Origin of the sequence: Anabaena sp. 54 (assembly GCF_017355725.1) — a bacterium.
GTDB classification, from domain to species: domain Bacteria; phylum Cyanobacteriota; class Cyanobacteriia; order Cyanobacteriales; family Nostocaceae; genus Dolichospermum; species Dolichospermum heterosporum.
This window is the reverse complement of record NZ_JAAVWA010000004.1, coordinates 59,758-80,492: the sequence shown is the minus strand read 5'-3', so window position 1 is coordinate 80,492 and position 20,735 is coordinate 59,758. Positions and strand designations below refer to the sequence as shown.

General features: G+C 38.4%; 18 protein-coding genes, 1 pseudogene and 1 CRISPR repeat array. Of the genes and pseudogenes, 8 read left to right on the top strand and 11 right to left on the bottom strand.

What is annotated here, in order from left to right; all coding sequences use genetic code 11:
• Position 1: 1 nt before the first annotated feature.
• From HEQ36_RS06605 to csx18, 8 genes and pseudogenes are all read right to left on the bottom strand, one after another.
• Positions 2-397 (bottom strand): hypothetical protein, encoded by a 396-nt coding sequence (locus HEQ36_RS06605; protein ID WP_168636603.1) that lies wholly within the window; start codon positions 395-397, stop codon positions 2-4.
• A 135-nt stretch (positions 398-532) separates the two neighbouring features.
• Positions 533-1,309, bottom strand: a complete 777-nt coding sequence (cmr4, locus tag HEQ36_RS06600) for a type III-B CRISPR module RAMP protein Cmr4 (protein ID WP_168636604.1) — start codon at positions 1,307-1,309, stop codon at positions 533-535.
• Positions 1,306-2,454: a type III-B CRISPR module-associated Cmr3 family protein gene (locus HEQ36_RS06595; protein WP_168636605.1), complete on the bottom strand. Its 1,149-nt coding sequence runs from the start codon at positions 2,452-2,454 to the stop codon at positions 1,306-1,308. The genes cmr4 and HEQ36_RS06595 overlap by 4 nt, the downstream gene beginning before the upstream one ends.
• Positions 2,454-5,537, bottom strand: coding sequence for a type III-B CRISPR-associated protein Cas10/Cmr2 (cas10, locus tag HEQ36_RS06590; protein ID WP_168636606.1), 3,084 nt, complete (start codon positions 5,535-5,537; stop codon positions 2,454-2,456). Before cas10 ends, HEQ36_RS06595 begins: the two co-directional genes overlap by 1 nt.
• 307 nt (positions 5,538-5,844) lie before the next feature.
• Positions 5,845-7,517: a CRISPR direct-repeat array (repeat unit 36 nt; unit sequence GTTTCCATTCAATTAATATCCCCAGCGAGTGGGAAT).
• 184 nt (positions 7,518-7,701) lie between these two features.
• Entirely contained in the window at positions 7,702-7,983 is a 282-nt protein-coding gene (cas2, locus tag HEQ36_RS06585) for a CRISPR-associated endonuclease Cas2 (protein ID WP_039203883.1), read from the bottom strand.
• A gap of 137 nt (positions 7,984-8,120) precedes the next feature.
• Complete coding sequence (gene cas1 / locus HEQ36_RS06580; protein ID WP_168465205.1) at positions 8,121-9,113, bottom strand: CRISPR-associated endonuclease Cas1; 993 nt, start codon at positions 9,111-9,113, stop codon at positions 8,121-8,123.
• A gap of 290 nt (positions 9,114-9,403) precedes the next feature.
• Entirely contained in the window at positions 9,404-9,619 is a 216-nt protein-coding gene (locus HEQ36_RS06575; protein ID WP_081424284.1) for a hypothetical protein, read from the bottom strand.
• Positions 9,620-9,636: 17 nt separating this feature from the next.
• Positions 9,637-9,807: pseudogene (gene csx18 / locus HEQ36_RS06570) on the bottom strand (CRISPR-associated protein Csx18); the annotation flags it as partial.
• A 215-nt stretch (positions 9,808-10,022) separates the two neighbouring features.
• Here csx18 and HEQ36_RS06565 point away from each other — a divergent pair.
• From HEQ36_RS06565 to HEQ36_RS06555, 3 genes are all read left to right on the top strand, one after another.
• Positions 10,023-11,210 carry a WYL domain-containing protein gene (locus tag HEQ36_RS06565; protein ID WP_039203888.1) on the top strand — a complete coding sequence of 396 codons (1,188 nt, stop codon included), beginning with the start codon at positions 10,023-10,025 and terminating at the stop codon, positions 11,208-11,210.
• A 510-nt stretch (positions 11,211-11,720) separates the two neighbouring features.
• Positions 11,721-13,808, top strand: a complete 2,088-nt coding sequence (locus HEQ36_RS06560) for an S-layer homology domain-containing protein (protein WP_168636607.1) — start codon at positions 11,721-11,723, stop codon at positions 13,806-13,808.
• 96 nt (positions 13,809-13,904) lie between these two features.
• Complete coding sequence (locus HEQ36_RS06555; protein WP_233455537.1) at positions 13,905-14,618, top strand: hypothetical protein; 714 nt, start codon at positions 13,905-13,907, stop codon at positions 14,616-14,618.
• Between the two features lie 77 nt (positions 14,619-14,695).
• Here the strand turns inward: HEQ36_RS06555 and HEQ36_RS06550 are convergent, their stop codons facing one another.
• Positions 14,696-16,123, bottom strand: a complete 1,428-nt coding sequence (locus tag HEQ36_RS06550) for a DUF1565 domain-containing protein (RefSeq protein WP_290707213.1) — start codon at positions 16,121-16,123, stop codon at positions 14,696-14,698.
• 355 nt (positions 16,124-16,478) lie between these two features.
• Between HEQ36_RS06550 and HEQ36_RS06545 the strand changes: the two genes are divergently transcribed.
• The 5 genes from HEQ36_RS06545 (at position 16,479) to HEQ36_RS06525 (ending at position 19,278) form a co-directional block, all read left to right on the top strand.
• On the top strand, positions 16,479-17,516 hold the full coding sequence (locus tag HEQ36_RS06545) for a thiamine phosphate synthase (RefSeq protein WP_168636609.1): 1,038 nt from the start codon (positions 16,479-16,481) through the stop codon (positions 17,514-17,516).
• 121 nt (positions 17,517-17,637) lie between these two features.
• Positions 17,638-17,904, top strand: coding sequence for a hypothetical protein (locus tag HEQ36_RS06540; protein WP_027404437.1), 267 nt, complete (start codon positions 17,638-17,640; stop codon positions 17,902-17,904).
• Positions 17,901-18,353: a type II toxin-antitoxin system VapC family toxin gene (locus tag HEQ36_RS06535; RefSeq protein ID WP_027404436.1), complete on the top strand. Its 453-nt coding sequence runs from the start codon at positions 17,901-17,903 to the stop codon at positions 18,351-18,353. The genes HEQ36_RS06540 and HEQ36_RS06535 overlap by 4 nt, the downstream gene beginning before the upstream one ends.
• 154 nt (positions 18,354-18,507) lie before the next feature.
• Positions 18,508-18,720, top strand: coding sequence for a sulfur carrier protein ThiS (thiS, locus tag HEQ36_RS06530; protein ID WP_168636610.1), 213 nt, complete (start codon positions 18,508-18,510; stop codon positions 18,718-18,720).
• A gap of 141 nt (positions 18,721-18,861) precedes the next feature.
• Complete coding sequence (locus HEQ36_RS06525; protein ID WP_234413230.1) at positions 18,862-19,278, top strand: cobalamin biosynthesis protein; 417 nt, start codon at positions 18,862-18,864, stop codon at positions 19,276-19,278.
• A gap of 11 nt (positions 19,279-19,289) precedes the next feature.
• On the opposite strand, the gene HEQ36_RS06520 is transcribed toward HEQ36_RS06525, so the two are convergent.
• Positions 19,290-19,643 (bottom strand): phage holin family protein, encoded by a 354-nt coding sequence (locus HEQ36_RS06520; protein ID WP_168636611.1) that lies wholly within the window; start codon positions 19,641-19,643, stop codon positions 19,290-19,292.
• Between the two features lie 123 nt (positions 19,644-19,766).
• Complete coding sequence (locus HEQ36_RS06515; RefSeq protein WP_168636612.1) at positions 19,767-20,534, bottom strand: peptidoglycan-binding domain-containing protein; 768 nt, start codon at positions 20,532-20,534, stop codon at positions 19,767-19,769.
• Positions 20,535-20,735 lie beyond the last annotated feature (201 nt).

Genomic DNA, 20,735 nt, shown 5'->3' with positions numbered 1-20,735 from the left:
TTTAGTCTCCTTGAATATCTGAATAAACAGCAGTAGCCCAAAAACTAAACTCTTGGGATAAAGCTAGTCCTAAACCTGTGATACCTAAATATTCATCTGTACCAAGATTTTTTAGGGTTGTTAAACCTTGTTGACCTGATAAGTTTGGTATTCCTGATACTGCTTGTAAACATTCAAAGAATTTTTCCACCACTTGTTTTTTACCGAACATCCCATTAGGTAATGCCATTTCTTCAGCTTTTAATCGCATCATTCCCCAAGTAGAAAGATAAGTATATAGTTCTACCGCTTGACTTTTTTGTTGTTTTAAACGAGTATCATCTTGATTGGGTAGTGAACGCAAATTATGTAAAGCGTCATAAATTGGTGTGGCAATTGTTCTAGGGTCAAATGTCATATTAATTTCCTTTTTCTGACTACACTTTTACAGGCTAGAAATCTGTTTTACACAGAAAATTATTGTTTTCATCCTGTAAATCCTGAAATCCTGGATATCCTGATTCAGACAAATTTTCTAATTCTCTTTAGAAGTTTACATCCATTGTTGGACAAATCCACGTCCTAAACTTTCTTGCCCACCAATCTGCAAAATTTCATTAGCGGCTAATAAACTTTTGAAATCATCGTAAGATTTTTGTGATGTACCATTAGCTTGTGATGTAATTCCCCAAGGTAAATACATAAGTGTATCCGGTGGAATTGCTTCTTCATAACGGAAACCACCATCTACAGATTTATGTTCATCAAGTTTAATTTTTACTTGTCGCCATAAACTCATTTGAATTAATGTAGCACAATGTTTATCTGGTAAAATTAATAAACGATTTATAGAAGTTGTTGCTGATGATTTTGGTACAAATTCTTCTGAGTTTGTCCAAGATTTTAATTCATTACCTTTAATAATTGCATCTTTGAGATAAACAGCAGAACCATTAGCAAAGTTACAGCTATATTCAGGAGGTATAGTTAATTTACTACTCTGTAAACGTTGCCAACGTTGTAATAAGAGAGGACAACTAACCCAAACTACACTATGACTTAATGAAGGTACTGGCAACCATAATATAGAAGCATCACCAATCCAAATATTACCTTGTTCTAATTTGCCATCTTTTAAGTCATTGCCAAATAGTTGATATTGTGTATCTTTGTCTGTGACAGTTGACCGAACTTTACCACGAACTGTACTGGACGGAATGTAAGGTAAATTAGTATGTGATTCACGGGCAATTCCTAGCAAGTTACCTTCTTGAGTTGTGCCGCCTGTATGTAATGGTGACAATAGATATAAATAGATGTATTCAATCATGAATTTTCTTCACTTTTTCCTTGATATTTAATCCACAACATTTCCGAATAACCCAGTTGTCTCCAGTTATTGATCCGAGAATCAGTATGATCCTGAAACAATCCTTGAGGTTTATTCAAATAGTATAAACTCCCCGGTGGTGCTGCAAAAACCTGGGGTGCAGGAATACTTTTTACATCATCTTTATCCCTGATTCTACAACTGATTGGGACTGGTCTATCTGTGGACATACTCACAAAATTACCATCTTTGATTTTCCATTCCCAAGGATAAGGACGACATAAATTCATTCTTTGTTGGTGCTTATCTGTATGTGGTCTTTCAAAAACCCCTGGGGTAACTAAATAAGCAATTGATTTATCATGATGATTAAAATTATCACTGGAAATCTTCTGTAATTCTTGCCATTGCTCCCCCAATTCTGGACAAGATTCTACAATTACTCTGTGTCCTTCTCCTCCTAATCTGATTGTAGCAGGTGTTGTAATTTCGTGATTAATTCCTATAGCAAAACTCCAATTTTGATGTAGTCTAATAGCATTTTCCACAAAGTACCCATCGGCATCTTTGACTTGTTTAGTTCCGGGTTCAATACTATTATGAGAACGGGTTTCTATTGTCCAGGGTTTATCTTCGTGAGTACCATCAACGACTTGCCAATGGTCCTTATTAATTTCTCCTGTTTCTAAATAGTTCTTAACAACACAATAAGGTAAATATTGTCTAAATTTTACCTCAGAACTTTCTTCACATTTCTGTAAACTATTTATTTTCTCCTCATCTTTCTCATCTTCCTCATCTTCATCTTTAGCATTATGAGGTTTAACTAAAGGACAAGGTTGAGTTTCATCCCACAAGGCATTATTTATATGAGATTTGGTTTCCCATTTCAAAGGGACAAGGGCTGTAGATTTCACAAACCCCAACGGACGCGGAAGATATAAGGTGTTTTCTGTATTTTCATAGCAGAGGAACGGACCAACTATATTAAATGTTTCTTTTCCTAATAAACCCCGTAATGCCCCAGCAATAGTATGACCATTGGGAGGAAATACACTACCTGCCCAAGCCCTTTCTTGTGGTGAAAATGGTTTGGCATCTCGTAACATCAATATATCTAGTGGTGTGAGTTTGTACCAGTGCATTAATTATCACCTCCTAGTTTGATATCACGGTTACGTTTCACAAATGCCGCAAGTTTCAGCCAACTTTGAATTTCGTTGTCTAGTTCTTTGCTTTGGGTGGTCAGGAATAACGCTTTGAGAAAATTAGCTAGGTTTTCTTGAAACTTTGTTTTCGCCTCTTCATCATTTTGGAATTGGTCACGGCGATCGCAAAATACTTGCGTCCAAGTTAGAATTGCCCCAAAAATCGGCGCTGGATGTTGACTCCACAGACTCGCTGCTTGTTCAAATATGGCGCTGTCTGATTCACACATGATTAATTGTTGCCACTGATAGAAAACATCGAATTTAGCGGTAGATTTTAAAGTATTACCGTTACCATATAATACCCGCACCTGTACAGCATCTTTTTTGTTAAAACAATCTTTTTGACCACAGTTTTCAATTGGTAATTCACAACCATGATAATATTCGTGTTTTTTGGCTGCGTCTTCTGCTTCCCAGAGGCTTTCCAATGCGATCGCCAACGGTACTGAATGATGGGCAATTACGATACCAAAACTAATTGTGGCTGCGCTACCCATTGTAAATAATGGACGATCAACTAAACCAACTTTTTTACCATCATCTTTTAAATATTGCCAATAATCACCCTTATTACTAAACTCTTCATGGGGGTCTTCAGCACCTCTAAAACATTGGCGGATATCCCACAACCATTTATCCCATTCCCAGAGGTTCGTATAGGCTAAAACATCATCACCACCACCGTAAATTAGTTTACCTGCATAGCGGGTTTGAGTGAGGTAAGGAACTAATTGATTAGAGAAGTCTAATAATGCCCGACTTAATGCACTGTGGGTACTTGGTCCCATTCTTTTAGTGAGTTTTAGAAACTCTGGGAAGTTTTTCAGGGTAACTTTATCTGCAAAACCATCAGGAATATATTCGCTGTATGGTTTCATTTTTGTACCCTTTAACCATTCACTCATGCTATCACCATCACCGGCTGCTAATACATACCAATCTGATGGGTTATTGTTGGGATAATGTTTAGTAAGTATCTTTTGAATTTCCTCACGATAATCACGTTTTTTGGCAATGATTTGTTTTCTAATTATCTCCTTGTTTTCTTCATTAGCTTTATCTAACTTTGCTTTTAATATGTTCAATTCTGGAGTTTGTAAATCTTCTACTAACCAACCAGAATTTAACAAGCGACAATGATATTCTTGCGAATGAGGATTATTATTTGGATTATCTATCCAGGGAATACCCCATTTCTTAGACATTTCATCAATTATGGTTTTAGCACTAGGAAATGTTGCTAATATTTCCTGACAGGCATTGTCAAAATTTTCTTGATGCTTACGATTTTCTGCATTAAATTTAAAATAGCCAGCCACCCCTGAAGTTAAATCTGGATAAGATGCTGCAATATCTTCTTCTTTTATTTCTAATAAATCAGGTAGAATTTTATGCAAACAACGTTTGACAACTTCGGTAGCGTTTAGTTGTTCTGTACCGTCAAATAAACCTGCTTGTGTTTCCCATAATTCCTTAGTTTTACTTTCCGTTATCCAGTCTTTTTTATCCTTATTTTTATTATCAGGATTCACAACTGAACCAATACCAGAAATTGTAGAACGTGGTCCAAATGCTGTGGGGAGTTCCCAGTTTCTAGCGTTTTTAACTGATGCTAAAGCCGCACGGGTAGCGTCAAAGATATAAGGCCACCATGAACCAATGTTACCACTAAATCCTCTTTTATATTTTTGTTGACGAACTCTATAGGATTCTTGTAATAAATCTTTTTCTGGTTCTTTGAAAAGCCGATTTTTATTGTTGATTAAATTGTAGGTTTCATTTTGTGATCTTGACCAGGTTTCAAATTCTTGATTTTTGCTTTCGTTAGCAGAACATTTAAATTCTTCCCCTTGTTTACCAATTGGTAATGCTGTCCAATAAAATTGCCACTGGGATTTTAACCATCCTTTCCATGTGGTATGATTGGGGTCTAAACTTTTCATCCAATGCCGTTTATCTTGTAATTCATTTAATACTAAATCCCCAATTTCTAACCATTCTTCTAACAGAGTTTGTTGGGCTGTTTGCATTGCTGCTTGTACTTTAGCTTCAGGCAATACCAATACTATGACATTAGGAAAACCAGCAGTTAATAATGATTCTGGTGATGGTTGGTTTATATATGGCGAAAAATCTCGATATTGTTGTAATAACCAATGGTCAATTAATGGTTGTTCATATAAACTAGGATAAAGTAAGGTATCTGGTCCATATTGATTGGCTAGTTTCCAACAAACTCTAGCTGATAAATAATGTAATAACCAAGAACCCGCCCAAAAATCCCGCATTTTGCGACTAGATTTAATTAATTCCTGTACTGGGGTAAAGCTAAATACTGCTAAATAAGGATGAGAAACTGCTTTACCTCTTGGCCAGTTTTTAATTTCATCTAATGTTAAATCATATCCAGCAAAACCACCAGCTAAGGCTGATGTCATACTTACATGACTCCAAATTGAAGCATCAGGAATCCTGGTTTCTGCTGGCATTAACATTAAAGAACTATCTTCAAAGATATCACAGGTTACTTTAGGTAAACAACGCCATAGCCACCAATATAATTCTTTAATTTTGGGAATATTATCTTGAATTTCATCTTGAAATTTTTGTGGTGCTGTTTCTAGTATTTCTAATAATTTCTCTTCTTTTCTAGATAAAAAATCCGCACGTTTACCATTGATTAATTCTTTGTGAAAACTAACTTTAAAATCCTGTTTCGCACCAGATAGTAAATGTCTAATTTCTAATCCCTTTTCAGGGTCATAGTTTATAAATTCCGTAGTACCACCAATGGCGGATCTATCACTTGCTGAAGCTACATAGTCTGCTAATAGTATATTTGCTAATGCTTTACCACGAGAATCATCGGGGGTTTTGCCAATTTCAACCCAAGCTTTCATTACTTCTAGTTGTTTATAGAAGCTATTTTTACCCCGTCCTGTGTTGTCATGTAATGCCTTTAATACAGGGTCATGTAGTAACCCCCAAATCTTAGCCCGCCAATATTCTGCCGTCATCGGTAGATCCCCTGTGTAGCTTATAGATGAATTATAAGAGCGCGATTCAGTATTTGTCTAGGAATCTAAAATATCTCAAGATTTTTGTAAGGTTTTCTCTAACTCTTACTCTGTAAGCTTTTCCTCACTTTGAGAGTTTTATTACAAATATTTTCTTGTCTTTGACATGGGTTATTGTTTATGCAGCTATCAAGTTACAGCGTTTCCCTTACCAAACATTGATAGTTACAATTTACTGATTCTCAAAATATCAGTAAATATTTTATTATGTATTTATATATACTCCTGATGATCGCCTCCCTCCCCTGTTTCCATTCAATTAATATCCCCAGCGAGTGGGAATATATTTACAAAAACAGCAAGGTTTTAGTCGTGGTGGCGTTGTTTCCATTCAATTAATATCCCCAGCGAGTGGGAATTGGCAATAATTGGGAGTAATGGGGCGATCGCTAGATACAAGTTTCCATTCAATTAATATCCCCAGCGAGTGGGAATTGAAGGAAGAAGTTGGCATCTACAAAACAACAATAACGGTTTCCATTCAATTAATATCCCCAGCGAGTGGGAATAAAAGTAACATAGCTAAAGATTACTTAGAGATAGGGTTTCCATTCAATTAATATCCCCAGCGAGTGGGAATTGTACAGCGATAGGCAAGAAGAAACTGACATACACACATACGTTTCCATTCAATTAATATCCCCAGCGAGTGGGAATCCAGAGGAATAACCTGTATCAATCCTAATTCTCTATCAAGTTTCCATTCAATTAATATCCCCAGCGAGTGGGAATGACAAATTACAGCTATAAATGGCAGACTTTCCAAGCGTTTCCATTCAATTAATATCCCCAGCGAGTGGGAATTTTAATCGTTTTGATAGCACCCAACCAATTTGTTATGTTTCCATTCAATTAATATCCCCAGCGAGTGGGAATGTGGTGAAAGATTTGAAGAGGGGGCAGAGTTAGACCTCGTTCCGTTTCCATTCAATTAATATCCCCAGCGAGTGGGAATTCCGATAAGAAAATCTTATTGATCCCCTCGGATTGATGTTTCCATTCAATTAATATCCCCAGCGAGTGGGAATTATCTTTCATCAGATATCAGCAAGGATCAAAGATTATTTCGTTTCCATTCAATTAATATCCCCAGCGAGTGGGAATTGGCGGTTTACCTACTGAGAACCTGTCCACCAAGAAACAACTGTTTCCATTCAATTAATATCCCCAGCGAGTGGGAATCAGAAATCGAAGAACGCCAAGAAAAATTAAATAAGGGTTTCCATTCAATTAATATCCCCAGCGAGTGGGAATTTGCATATTTCCAGGATAATCCCAAAAACCTCTTTAAAACTGTTTCCATTCAATTAATATCCCCAGCGAGTGGGAATCCTGTAGCTACATGGTATGTAAATCCCAAAAAATCGTTTCCATTCAATTAATATCCCCAGCGAGTGGGAATATTCACCTGTTCTTGAGCGATCGCCCTGGATTCTCTAGTTTCCATTCAATTAATATCCCCAGCGAGTGGGAATGGTTTCCTCTTCAACCATGACCCTGAAGATTATATGTTTCCATTCAATTAATATCCCCAGCGAGTGGGAATGATAAAGAATTATCCGATATAGATATCCAAAATTATATTCGGTTTCCATTCAATTAATATCCCCAGCGAGTGGGAATTTTGATAGAGATAGAATCCCCTAAGAAAGAAGATCGTTTCCATTCAATTAATATCCCCAGCGAGTGGGAATTTGATGATCATCTTAGATATTGGATAGGGAAAGGAATTTCGTTTCCATTCAATTAATATCCCCAGCGAGTGGGAATATAGTTGGGTATTTATTACTACGTCATAGGAATATATCGTTAGTTTCCATTCAATTAATATCCCCAGCGAGTGGGAATTGAGTATTGCCGAAATAATCATTGAAGTAAGAAAACGTTTCCATTCAATTAATATCCCCAGCGAGTGGGAATCCCTTCATTTTAACCCCTTGCTGTGCAAAGAGTCTAGACCCACTTTCCGAAGGTCAGCAAAAATCACCGCCAACCAGCCTACAAAACTACCATTAAAAACCGCGTAACCCTTATCCAATAAGCAACCGAAGTTCACAACCATAAAATCAACACTTCAGCTATTTTTCCCAAACATCGGCAACAACTAAATGATAATTGAACTAGGTGGTTCAATCACAGGTATTCCCACACCCCAAGTTTCCACTTGAGATAGAGTATGTCGAGACAAAGGATAAAACCTGACATTATCTTCTTCTAACTTCAGCTTTTTCCTCAACTGACGACGTAAATCTTGATATTTTTCTGTACTCAATTGACATTCAAACACAGAATACTGTACACGCTGTCCATAACCTTCCAATAAATCAGCTACTTTTTTGCGCCGTTTATTACAGGGAATATCATAAGCAATCACATACAAAAACATAAGTAGGTTAGCATTGAAAATTGTCGTTATGGGAAGGCAAGAGGCAAGAGGCAAGAGGCAAGAGTGAAGAAGCTTTGGGCGATTTTACTTTTCTTTACACACTTTGGTTTTATTGTGTTCACCTACTTAACATAATTTTAGTCAATTCGATAGGGTTGATAATGATGACTAGGATTGTAAACAAACTGCTTAAAAGCCCTCACCTGTTTAGTTAATAAATCCCATTTTGGTTGTTTAATTCCCTCATCAGTTTGTATTTCTTCAGACATCCGTTGTAAAAACGCCCGTAGAAATTTCTTCCTTCCCGCATTATTCAAATAACAGCCACCATTTTTAAACTCAAAATCAGCTTCAGCACTAACAATTTTGCGATTAATTAACCACATGACCAAAGAATCTATAAATGGGGCGCGAAACTCCTCAATTAAATCAGAAGCTAATGCCGCATGACCATCATGAGCTTGATGTAAACAGGCATAATAAGGGTCTAATCCTTGAATTTCAATTAACGCTAATAAATGATTCCAAAGAACTTGATAACCAAAACTTAGCATGGCATTCACTGGGTTTCCTGGAGGACGACGACTCCGACCAGAAAACACAAAATCAGGGTTTGTTAAACATTCACTAAAAGCCGAAAAATATTGAGCCGCACCCGCACCTTCAAACCCCATTAACCGTTCTAAATTATCAGCCTGTGCTACTTGGTCAGCTAGATAATCTAAACTTTGTAAAACCCGTTCTAAAAGCTCCGATTCCTTTTTTTTCCTTTGTCTTCGCAACAACACCCTACTATTTTTTAACTTACCTTTAATCATAGCCCTAGCAGTAATCAACTTTTCTACGGGAGATAATTGTTGTTGATAACGTGATAACTGCCGATATCCCCTAGAAATGGGTAAAATTCTGCCATAGCAATAACCCATGCGTGATAAGTAAGCAATGGGAATATCTCGCCATAAACAAGCACGAATAACTTGGGTGGTTAATTGGGATTTCCCAAAGATCAGAATTTGCTCTAACAGAGGTAACTGGACTTCAGCATATACAGTTTCCCCTTGCTTAACTAGCAAAGTTTCTTTTTGTAAACACACATAGCAATTCTGCTCAGAAACATAAAGAGTTTGCATGAAATTATCAATTATTAACTCAAGTTGCTAGTTATCTCATTGAAGCTGGTAATGGGTAATTGGTAATAGGTAATTGGTGAACACAATAAAACCAATCTGTGTAAAGAAAAGTAAAATCGCCCAAACCCTCTTCACTCTTGCCTCTTGCCTTTTGCCTCTTGCCTTGCCATAACGACGATTTTCAAGGCTAACCTACTTAATTGGTGATGAAAACAGAAATTTCATCCTGTTCATCCTTTAATCCTGGACATCCTGGTTCTGACAATTTACCTAACTAGCAACTTACATTATTAACGCCACCAACGTTGTAAATTAGATTTCTTGGGAGAACGATATTCACCGTTTCCAGAAGATGTTAATTCTGCATTCTGTTCCGGTTCTAACCACAAAACAACTCTAAGTAGGTGAACACAATAAAACCAAACTGTGTAAAGAAACGTAAAATCGCCCAAACCCTCTTCACTCTTGCCTCTTGCCTCTTGCCTTTTGCCTTGCCATAACGACAATTTTCAACGCCAACCTACTTATCGGCTGCACTGGCAACTATATAAGTAGCAACAGCGACTAACATAGTATTAATAATTACTGCTGCTAAACCTAAAGGTGCAATCAACAAAATCACTAAAGTAATACCACCATTAACAGTAGATATAGAAACATTTCTGACAGTGGCAGAACGTCGGGAAATATACATGGTGCTAAAAAGACTGACTTCAAAGTAATGATATTGACTACCATAACCGCAGAATTAGCCAAAAGCTAGAAAAAGGTTATAAACTAAATTATTATAGTTATCTTCCCTAAAGCAATATTGACAATGCTTACAGCCAATTTTTATTAGCATTCTAAATATTTTCTTTTTGCACTGAGATTAATTTACTATAAATTCCTGCCAGTGATTCCTTTACCATGCCTAAAAAACCTACTCATCCTTACACAGAACGGTTAGCGTTTGAACGCTTACTGCTGTTAATTGCTACATTATTAAAACATCCAGGTATAGGTAGTCCTGATTTTTTTGATCTCAGTAACAATGAGAATCATGATGCAATTAGTTCTGTGAAAGTATATCTGCAAAAATTAGCAGCAGAATTGGATATAGAATTACCCGCAGAATATCCAGCAATTCCGACATTACGCAAAGATTTAGAAACCCTCAGACGTTACGCTATCCTTGATCGGCGGATGTATCGTTGGGGATATTATTTAGGTACTGGTGCGCTTTCTATCGCAGAATTAAAAGTAGCATTTAATGCTTTAGCCTCTCAAGCTCAATATCAAGGTGATGCCCAAGCTAGACGCATTCATGAAACTCTTAGTAAAAGATTACGTGGGTTAGATATGGAACTCAAGGGTGATTTTTTTTATCCTACTCGGCAACATCTTAACCGGGCTATTATTCATACCGACCCAGAGGAAATGGTAATTCAGGGAGAAACCCGCGATACACTATTTCATAAATTACCATTATTAGAAAAAGCTATTAGTAAGGGAGAAGCCATTGAAATTTCTCGGAGTAATGACTTTTATGGTTTTAATCGGATTGGACGGATACAGATTTTTCCCCTACAATTAATTTACCATGATATTGCTTGGTATTTACTGTATGAATATTGTGAAAATGGACATTTAGCCATAGGAAGATTAAACCGTTTTAATAATCATTGTATTTTTATTAAAATCCTGCCCAGGGGTTTAGAAAAACAAAAAGAAAGTTTAGTTAAAGCATATAAGTTACTAGAAAATGGCTGGGGTTTAAATTTAGGTGAACCAGAACCGCAAAAATTAGAATTAGATGGAACTCTCAACTTAATTAATGTGAAAGTCCGGTTTTTTCCGCCAGTATCAGCATTTATTTTGGAAGGAGAGCGTCGTCATCCTCATCAAAAAATCACCACTGGATTGATTGATAAAACTGGGCAACATACTTATATAGAATATGCTGTAGATTTACCACCTCGGTCTTTAAATGAATTTAGCCGCTGGGTTTATCGTTATATGGACAAAGCAGAAATGTTGTCCCCTCCTCAATTAGTGGAACAACACCGCCAATCTGCACAAGCTTTATTTGACCGCTATTTTCATGGAGATAGGTAGGTTGGCGTTGAAAATTGTCGTTATAGCAAGGCAAGAGGCAAGAGTAAAGAAGTTTGCAGCGATTTTACGTTTCTTTACACAGTTTGGTTTTATTGTGTTCACCTACTTAGAGAACTCCACAAAAAAGATAATCCAATCTCGTGGGATGGGCATCTTGCCCGTTCTTGTATTATTAGCGGGCAAGATGCCCGCACCACAATAAATTTTGGGATATTTTTTTAATTGGAGAACTCTTAGGTAAATCTCTTAGGGATCACCAAAAAATAAATTACCCAATTTTGTGGGATGGGCATCCTGCCTGTCCTTGGTAATTAGCGGGCAAGATGCCCGCACCACAAGAAACTTTTGGGGATTTTTTTAATTGGAAGTCCCTTAAGTAGATAAACCGGAAAAAACTGAAATATGTAACAAAAAGTAAAGTTGCCCAAAACCTCTTCCTTCTTCCTGATTGTGCTAAAAATATGGTTAATTATGGATGTCACCATTAAAACCCTGCTCGTTTAAAAATTTATGGTTAATTCTAGTCTTGTTGCCACACTCTATGTTAATCCTGTGACAGGAAACGATGCTAATACTGGTTCTCGTTCTGATCCCCTCAAAACCATTACCCGCGCCCTTAAACAAGCGAAAACATCAACAATTATTCAGTTAGCCAGTGGAACTTACAGCACAGCCAATGGTGAAGTATTTCCCTTAGTCATTGCACCGGGAGTATTAGTAGTAGGAAATGAAGCAAATAAAGGTCAGGAAACGATTATTGCCGGCAGTGGGGAATATCAAAGCTCTAGTTTTGGAATACAGAATATTACATTACTCTTACTAGGTGATGCTAGTCTTTTAGGTATGACAGTGATGAATCCTGCCGCTAAAGGGACTGGGGCGTGGATTGAATCATCAATACCGACTGTAGCTAATAGTACATTTAAGGACTGTACCAGAGAAGGCATCTTCATTACCGGCAATAGCAAACCGGGGATTGTGGATAATTTATTTATTAATAACAAAGTCTGTGGGTTGGTCATAGCCAAGAATAGCAAAGGAGAAGTGCTGCGGAATGTATTTCAAGATAATGCTTTAGGCATAGCCATTAGTGACTTTGCCGCCCCTTTAGTTGCCAATAACCAACTTTTAGCCAATGGGACAGCGATCGCCCTATCTCGTGATGCTAAACCAGTATTACGGCGAAATCTGATCACCAGCAATACCCAAGGCGGTCTGTTAATCGCCGGTAATGCCACTCCCGATTTAGGCAGTCCCCAAGACCCAGCCGACAACATTTTTCGAGAACAGGGTAAATTCGATTTACAAAATGTCACAGATCAAAAAATTATCTCCGTCGGTAATCAATTAAGTGTTCCCCAGGTAATTGGGGCAATAGATTTCATCGCTGCTACCGCTGACACCCCCAGTCAAATTGGAGTTAGCAGTAGATTTGCTGATTTAGAAGGAAATTGGGCGGCAGCCTTCGTCGAAGCCTTAGTCAGTAAAGATATTATTAACGGTTTTCCCGACGGCACTTTTCAACCAGCGACACCTGTTAACCGCGCCCAATACGCAGCCTTAATCACCAAAACATTCCAACTACCAGAAAGTAATCAACTAGATAAATTCAAAGATGTCAAATCCGACTTTTGGGCTGCCAAAGCCATAGCCAGTGCGTCCGATAGAGGCTTTTTGAAAGGCTTTCCCGATGGTACATTTCGACCCGGAAATAACATCACCAAAATTCAAGCAATAGTCTCCATTGTCAACGGTTTAAACTTGAGTGGTGGTAATCCTAACGTCTTAATGGTATACCGCGATCGCGCCCAAATTCCCAGCTACGCTACCAATGCCACCACCGTAGCTACGCAAAAACTATTAGTCGTCAATTATCCCCAACCAGATCAATTAGAACCACTGCGGGAAATTACCCGCGCGGAAATCGCAGTCCTAATTTATCAGGCATTAGTCGCCACCGGTCAAGAAAATCCCCTACCCTCCGCCTATATTGTCAAACCAGAGACAGAGATTCCCTCTTTTTCCGATATTGTTGGTCATTGGGCAGAACCATTTATTCGGGCATTAGTTAGTATGAACTTAACCCAGGGTTTTGCTGATGGCACATACCAACCAGATCAAGCCATGAGCCGCGCTCAATATACAGCTTTAATTGCTGCCGCCTTTAATCCCCCAGCCAAACGTCCGTCCCCAGAATTTACAGACATAGCCAAGGATTTTTGGGCAGCTAACGCCATTGAAATCGCAGCCAGAGGCGGTTTTGTGGGCGGATTTAGCGATCGCACCTTCCGTCCTACCCAAAACGTCCAACGGCTGCAAGTCATCGTCTCCCTAGTCAACGGACTGGGACTTGTGGCAAGTGATCAAAAAACCTTAACCTACATTGACCAAGAGAAAATTCCCGAATACGCCCGCACAGCCGTTACCATCGCCACCCAGCAAAAAATTATTCTTAATTATCCCGACCCCAATTTACTAGCACCAACCAGAGAAGCCACCCGTGCCGAAGTTGCTGCAATGGTGTATCAGGCATTAGTCACCAGTCAACGCACAAAAGTTATTAACTCACCTTATATTGTTTTGCATATCAGCAATTGACAAGTAGAATGGAAAACACTGCCTATGACTTTTGCTGCTGGTGAAAAAAAACACTAATGTAGCCAAAAGTACGTTAGACTAGATGCGATGGGTGCAATGTTTATACCTATTGCCTATAACTCACAGCCCATGTTAACAACAGCCCCGGTCACTCAAACTTTCGCACCTCCTGCGGAACTAGCAGCTAAGTTATTAACTCACTACAGCTTTGATCTCAACGGATACAATGCCAGTGAGTTGATTAACCAATGGCAATCTGAATATCCCCTGCATTGGTTACACTTAGCAGTTATCGAAGCTTTGTATCAAGGTCGTTATAAAGCCGTATCTGTACAGCAAATCTTGAACTTTTGGCGACGAAAGGGCGAGACAACCTACCATTTCAATATGGAATTTGAGCGCATGATTTGTAGCAAATTCCCTGAACGGCTCACTTCTGCGCCTCTACAAGTTTTACCACCCACTAAACAGGAAATCAGGATGGAAGAATATAAAAATCTTCGTTTATTACCTGCTCCAGTGAGTTATAAGTATCAAATAAATAAGAATTTACAGCCAATAGAAGAAAACCGAGACTATGCTCCAAAAAGCCTAGCCCCAGTGCCTTCTTTTGGGCAATTAACCGGAAATATCAGACAAAAGCAAGTTATTGAGGAAATTTCACCCCCACCTGCCCAACAGTTAATGCTCACAGCAACAGCCAATCATCCTCCTATTGGTCAGTTTATGCCCCAAAAGAGCGATCGCACCGAATCCTTCACCTCCAAACTCAAATCCATGACCAGTGAAAGATTGGAGTTGGCATTTTAGTCAGTTGTCAGTTGTCAGTGGTCAGTGGTCAGTGGTCAGTGGTCAGTTGTTACCCATTACCCATTACCCATTACCCATTACTTCACAGTCTCAACCACTGATTTTAACCCTTTGCTATTAAAGAGGTTTACTGCTTTAGCGGCACTTTCTTGACTATTGAAAATTCCCACCTGCATCACCCTACGACCTTGCCAAACCTTGGGAAAAGCATCATTAACTAGAGAAACGACTAAATTCTCTTGCTGCTTATTGGCAACCATCACTAACACCCGGTAACTGACATTTTGACCAGTAGCCGTAGACATTTCGGGGTTTGATACAATAGCTGCTTGAGGGGCGACAAATTCAATAGCGCCCGAATCAAGTTGGGTATAATTAAACCGAGGGGAATCCGCTAAATTATTGGGTAATGATGGTAATTGATTGGGATTGGCAACAGGTTGAACTTTTAAGGGTGTTACCGTTCTTTGAGGGGGAGTAAAAGTGATAGGTTTGCGGACTGAACTTGGTGTTAATGAAGGATTAGTACCAGAAATTCTGTCTGTAGATGCGGTTGTACCTTTCAAATCCACATTACCGCTGATGCGATCGCTAACCAAATTATTTCCAGCCGCAGAAATTACCAACTTAGCAGTTTTGGCATTGATATCAAGACGACCATTATTGCGAAAGATATTCTTGCCTGGGTCATAACTACTACCTAAATCTGGTTTAGCTTGGGCAATTACAACTAGACCATCTTCTCTGTTATTTTGAATAAAATTATTCCTTAACATCGGTGTAGCATTGGCTTGGATAATAATCCCTGATCTGTTATTCTGAATTTGGTTAGCTACCACCACCGGAGACGCATTTTGGGCAATATTAATCCCAAAACCAGTTTCTTGAAAGATATTTTCCCTGATTTCGGGGCGAGCATTCCCAGAAATAGTTATGCCATTAGCACCATTGCGAACAAAAACATTTTTACTAATACTGGGTGTGCCATCACCAGCGATCGCAATTCCGTCTTGGGTATTATTAGTAAAGGTACTTTCCCGAACTACAATGTTACTGGATTCAATCCATAGTCCATAACCACGAGGATTGCTATTAGTAACGGTAACACCACTCAAACTAGCTTGGTTAGCACCAACAATAGTCACATTTTGACCACCAAACTTGCGACTGAGAAATTCGCCACCACCAGTAATTGTCACAGTTTGGCCTTTATTGTTAATATTGCCCTGAATGGCTATACCTGGTTTCAAAATTAAAGGAAATACTTCTCCACTTTGGGCGCTATATGTACCAGAAGAGAGGATAATTACACTATTGGATGGTGATGCTTCCAAGGCTTGGCTAATTGTCCGCCAAGGTGCGCTGATACTACCATTACCTGTTTTGTCATTTCCTGTACTGGGGTTGACAAATGACTGGTTAATCTGAGAAATTGTTTTTTCACCTTGAAGTATTTGTTCGCCGACCGTCGGAACTTGAGCAAATACACTACTTACACTTGTCATCAAGAGTATTGTACTCGTCACTCCTAAACCAACTGTTAAACTCAGAATTGAGCAACTCAGGGAGTTATGCAGGGTGTTCACAGATTTTTGGGGGATTATCATTGTTTCTAAAACTCCTCTGAAACTTATAGTAACAACACTGAAAGTCTATTTGGATCTGAGACTGGATATCAACAGCTATCTGGCAACTGCTATACAATCAATTTTTATACTATTTATATAGTAGTATGTCTATGATGTTACTTGTATCTTGACAAATTGACCGCGATTAGTTAGCAAATATTTAATAATCAAAATATTAAAATATGAATCAAGCTGGCTATTACTATAAAAACATTAAAAATGAGGTTTTGTAATGGTTTCAGCCCATAGTCACACACAACAAACTGTTTATCGCATTTTAGATGCTAATTTGGATCGCGCTCGTGAGGGTTTGCGAATTATTGAAGAATGGTGTCGGTTTGGTTTAAATAATGCCCAGTTTTCAGGTATATGTAAACACTTGCGCCAAGAGTTGGGCGCTTGGCATACGGCAGAAATCCGCGCAGCCCGGGATACACAGGGTGATCCAGGAACGGATTTGAGTCATCCCCAAGAGGAACAACGGGCTGATATTACATCGCTATTACAGGCTAATTTTTGCCGGGTGCAGGAAGCGTTGCGCGTATTAGAAGAATATGGCAAGCTTTATCATGGGAATATGGGAGCGGCTTGTAAACAAATGCGTTATCAAGTTTATACCCTGGAAAGTAATTTGATGGGTTATCAGCGTCATCAGTTATTATGGCGATCGCATTTATATCTGGTAACATCTCCCGCAGATAATTTATTCGCAATTACCGAAGCGGCTCTTCAAGGTGGATTAACTCTGTTACAGTACCGGGAAAAGACCGCTGATGATTTAGTCCGCTTAGAACGGGCGATAAGATTGCGTGAATTATGTCATCATTACGGGGCTTTATTCATTATTAATGATCGGGTAGATTTAGCTTTGGCTGTAGATGCTGATGGTGTCCATTTGGGACAACAGGATATACCCATTGCTGTAGCGCGTCAATTACTGGGACATCAGCGCATTATCGGACGCTCTACCACAAATCCCCAAGAAATGCAAGGGGCAATTGCCGAAGGTGCGGATTATATTGGTGTGGGGCCTGTGTATGAAACACCGACTAAAGCGGGTAAAGCCGCAGCGGGTTTAGAATATGTGAAATATGTATCCCAAAATTGTCAGATTCCCTGGTTTGCAATTGGGGGAATAGATATGAGTAATCTTAATGATGTGACGAAGGCAGGGGCGCAACGGGTAGCTGTAGTGCGATCGCTTATCGAATCAGATCAACCTACATTGTCAACTCAGTATTTTCTTTCGCAACTGCACCGAATTAAATAAATCAGGAATGTTGACAGTAATTATGGTAACTGTTCACACTCCCCCCTATCTTTAACGATGAAGTGTGGTCCTTAATATATCGTGTTACCATTATTAATAAATAACCTTGGGAGTTTGACAGATGAATAATTTTAATGTCATCACTTTACCCGATCAACTATATCAAGAACTACAAAAATTAGCTGAATCTGAAAATGATTCCATAGAATCTCAAGTTGTGACACTATTACAGAAAGCCTTACAGGAAAAACAACAGCAAACAGAAACACAACGTCGTCAAAATGTTCTAAAAGTCCTAGAGGAAAGTCGCAATCGTCGGCGCTTAAATCCTGCCGATTTTGGATTACCAGATAGTACAGAAATGATTAGAGAAGATCGGGACAGATGACTACTACTTTTAGATGCGTATTAGATACCAGCGTGTGTATCAAATATTTTATTGCAGATCCACTCACCCCTAAAGTTATTGAACTTTTTGCTCATCTTGCTTATCCACAAACAAAAATGTTTGTACCAGACCTATTTTATATAGAATGTACAAATGTTTTTCTGAAATATGTACGTGCAAATATGTACACTGCTGCTGAGGTACAAGCCGATTTAACTACACTCAAAAATTTACAATTACAGGTTGTTTCCACAGCAAATTTGATGGATGATGCAGTTAATATTGCCTTAAATTACAATATTTCTGCTTACGATGCTTGTTATGTTGCACTTTCTCAACAAAATAATGCTAATTTGTTGACTTTGGATAAAAAGCTAGTCAAGGCTTTAGCCACTTCATCTTATCATGTCCACTTATTTAGCGAGTTCCAAATTCCACCTTTACCATGACAATACCTTGGTCAAAACCCTGAAACCCTTGATTTTTCATTGGTCTACGTAGGTGGACTTCGTTTGTGTAGTAGCGATTTATAATTGCCGTCAACTATAAATGTAACCCAAACTCCTATAATTTTTATAATTCCTAAATTCAAAGTTTTTATTTATGTCCAATCAAATTCATCTCCAAGTCAATGGAGAAACGCGAAATTGTGTATCCCCAACTGCTTTACCCGAATTACTCCAACAGTTGGGATTTAATCTGCGCTTAATCGCAGTAGAATACAACGGTGAAATATTACATCGTCAATTTTGGACAGAAACTCAAATCAAAAATGGCGATCGCTTAGAAGTAGTCACAATAGTTGGTGGTGGTTAGTTCAACAAGCAGGAATAGATTCAGGACTATATAACCAGCAATGATAGGTTTTCCGTATTTTAAGGATTACAAATCGGCAGATTTTAAGCTAATTAGTTCTTATTTGCGGGATACTCAATATTACAAAACAAAGTGCATAATGTGACAGACAAAAAATTGTTATGGGTAGGAATTGGTTGTCAAAAGGGAGTTTCTCAGAACCTAATTAATACTGCAATTAAACAGGTTTTTCAAGAATACCAACTTATATATAGTGAAATATCTGGAATTGCAACTATTGATAAGAAAGCCTCAGAAATTGGTTTAGTAGAATTTTGTAACTCAGAACAGTTACTTTTGAAAGTCTTTAGTGCTGAACTTTTAAATAGTGTCCTTGTTCCCCATCCTAATCATAGTATTACTAAGTTTGTGGAAACATCTAGCGTAGCTGAGGCTTCGGCTATGCTGGCAGTCTCGAAAATCACATCTGCGAAAATAATATTATTAGTTCCTAAACAGATTTTTCGATTATCAGGGGAAATGGGAGCAGTCACAGTAGCTGTGGCTAAAAGTGATTAGAAACTAAATATTTAGTCAAGCATATTAACTATTTGGTTAATAATACCAGAGACAATTGATAAAACAATTGAACCTAAAAAAGCAGGAATAAAACCCCGAATTTCAAAACCATAACCGGGAGTTATCGCACTAGCAAACCATAGAGTTAAACCATTAATCACAAGGGTAAATAAACCTAAAGTTATTAAGGTAATGGGAAATGCTAAAATCTGCAAAATTGGCCGGACAATGGCATTTACTAAACCAATGATAACAGCGGCAATTAAGGCAGCAGTAAAACTCGTGAGAATAATTCCGGGGACAATTTTAGAGGTAATTAACAATGCTACCGCAGTACCAAGCCAAGTTAAAATAAAGTGCTTCATAGTTTAATGTTAAGTAGGTTGGCGTTGAAAATTGTCGTTATGGCAAGGCAAAAGGCAAGAGGCAAGAGGGTTTGGGCGATTTTACGTTTCTTTACACAGTTTGTTTTTATTGTGTTCACCTACTTATTGGGAAGTGCGTTTTAAGAAAACTTTCCATGTACCACCACCGACTACACCGTCAGGTTTTAAGCCATAACGAACTTGTGCAGCTTTGACTGCGGTTTCTGTGGATAGTCCGAAATATCCGTCTATTTTACCATTTAAGAACCCCAAGTTTTGTAGTTGTTTTTGCAATTTAATCACTTCTGTACCACTCATGGGTAAACGCAAAATTGGCCATCCTTCGTCAGTATATTGGATACCGGGCATTTGTTGATGGGGAGGAGTGGGTTGAATGCTGGTATTTTGTGGATTTTTGGTGGTTGGGCGTTTGGTAATTTGTGGTTTTGTAACTCTTACCGGTTGGGTGGGAACAGTTGTAAAACTACTGGCAGGTTTGGCTGTGGTAGCGGTAATAGTTGAGGGGCTGGGAAATAGTTTTTGCCATGTGATATTATCTACATTACCAGTGGGGTTTAAACTGGCAGCTTGTTGAAATTGGGCAACGGCAATAACTGTACTTTGTTGATATTTACCATCTACAGCGCCCGCGTAAAAGCCTAAAAGTTTTAAAGCGGCTTGAAGTTCGGTAACTCGTTCACCTTGACTACCCATATTCAGGGACGGACGATTAATTTTAATGTCTGTGTTAACTTGGACAATTTTGAGTGGTGTGGCTGTGGAAATGAACCCAGTGGAAGTAATTAAGGCGGGTGTTGTGGTTAACAAGATTAAGCAATACCAAGAATTTGCGCCCATGTTGGGAATACTAGCTATCAAAGTATTTTTCATACAACTTTTGTATAATTTTCTGATGCTGATCTTACACCTATTGCGATCGCTTTGTTAGTTGTTAATTTTTTGGGCATGAAGATCAAACATCACCGCATATTTACAGGATTTTACTAGGTTGGGTTTTCTTGCGTCAACCCAACCTAGTAAGTAATTGGACAAAAATATTTACAGTCATTGCGAGCGAAGGGAAGCAATCAC

Bases quoted from the DNA above. Each gene is read 5' to 3' on its own strand.
- HEQ36_RS06605 (WP_168636603.1), bottom strand. From the start codon at position 397: ATGACATTTGACCCTAGAACAATTGCCACACCAATTTATGACGCTTTA.
- cmr4 (WP_168636604.1), bottom strand. From the start codon at position 1,309: ATGATTGAATACATCTATTTATATCTATTGTCACCATTACATACAGGC.
- HEQ36_RS06595 (WP_168636605.1), bottom strand. From the start codon at position 2,454: ATGCACTGGTACAAACTCACACCACTAGATATATTGATGTTACGAGAT.
- cas10 (WP_168636606.1), bottom strand. From the start codon at position 5,537: ATGACGGCAGAATATTGGCGGGCTAAGATTTGGGGGTTACTACATGAC.
- cas2 (WP_039203883.1), bottom strand. From the start codon at position 7,983: ATGTTTTTGTATGTGATTGCTTATGATATTCCCTGTAATAAACGGCGC.
- cas1 (WP_168465205.1), bottom strand. From the start codon at position 9,113: ATGCAAACTCTTTATGTTTCTGAGCAGAATTGCTATGTGTGTTTACAA.
- HEQ36_RS06565 (WP_039203888.1), top strand. From the start codon at position 10,023: ATGCCTAAAAAACCTACTCATCCTTACACAGAACGGTTAGCGTTTGAA.
- HEQ36_RS06560 (WP_168636607.1), top strand. From the start codon at position 11,721: ATGGTTAATTCTAGTCTTGTTGCCACACTCTATGTTAATCCTGTGACA.
- HEQ36_RS06555 (WP_233455537.1), top strand. From the start codon at position 13,905: ATGTTTATACCTATTGCCTATAACTCACAGCCCATGTTAACAACAGCC.
- HEQ36_RS06550 (WP_290707213.1), bottom strand. From the start codon at position 16,123: ATGACAAGTGTAAGTAGTGTATTTGCTCAAGTTCCGACGGTCGGCGAA.
- HEQ36_RS06545 (WP_168636609.1), top strand. From the start codon at position 16,479: ATGGTTTCAGCCCATAGTCACACACAACAAACTGTTTATCGCATTTTA.
- HEQ36_RS06540 (WP_027404437.1), top strand. From the start codon at position 17,638: ATGAATAATTTTAATGTCATCACTTTACCCGATCAACTATATCAAGAA.
- HEQ36_RS06535 (WP_027404436.1), top strand. From the start codon at position 17,901: ATGACTACTACTTTTAGATGCGTATTAGATACCAGCGTGTGTATCAAA.
- thiS (WP_168636610.1), top strand. From the start codon at position 18,508: ATGTCCAATCAAATTCATCTCCAAGTCAATGGAGAAACGCGAAATTGT.
- HEQ36_RS06520 (WP_168636611.1), bottom strand. From the start codon at position 19,643: ATGAAGCACTTTATTTTAACTTGGCTTGGTACTGCGGTAGCATTGTTA.
- HEQ36_RS06515 (WP_168636612.1), bottom strand. From the start codon at position 20,534: ATGAAAAATACTTTGATAGCTAGTATTCCCAACATGGGCGCAAATTCT.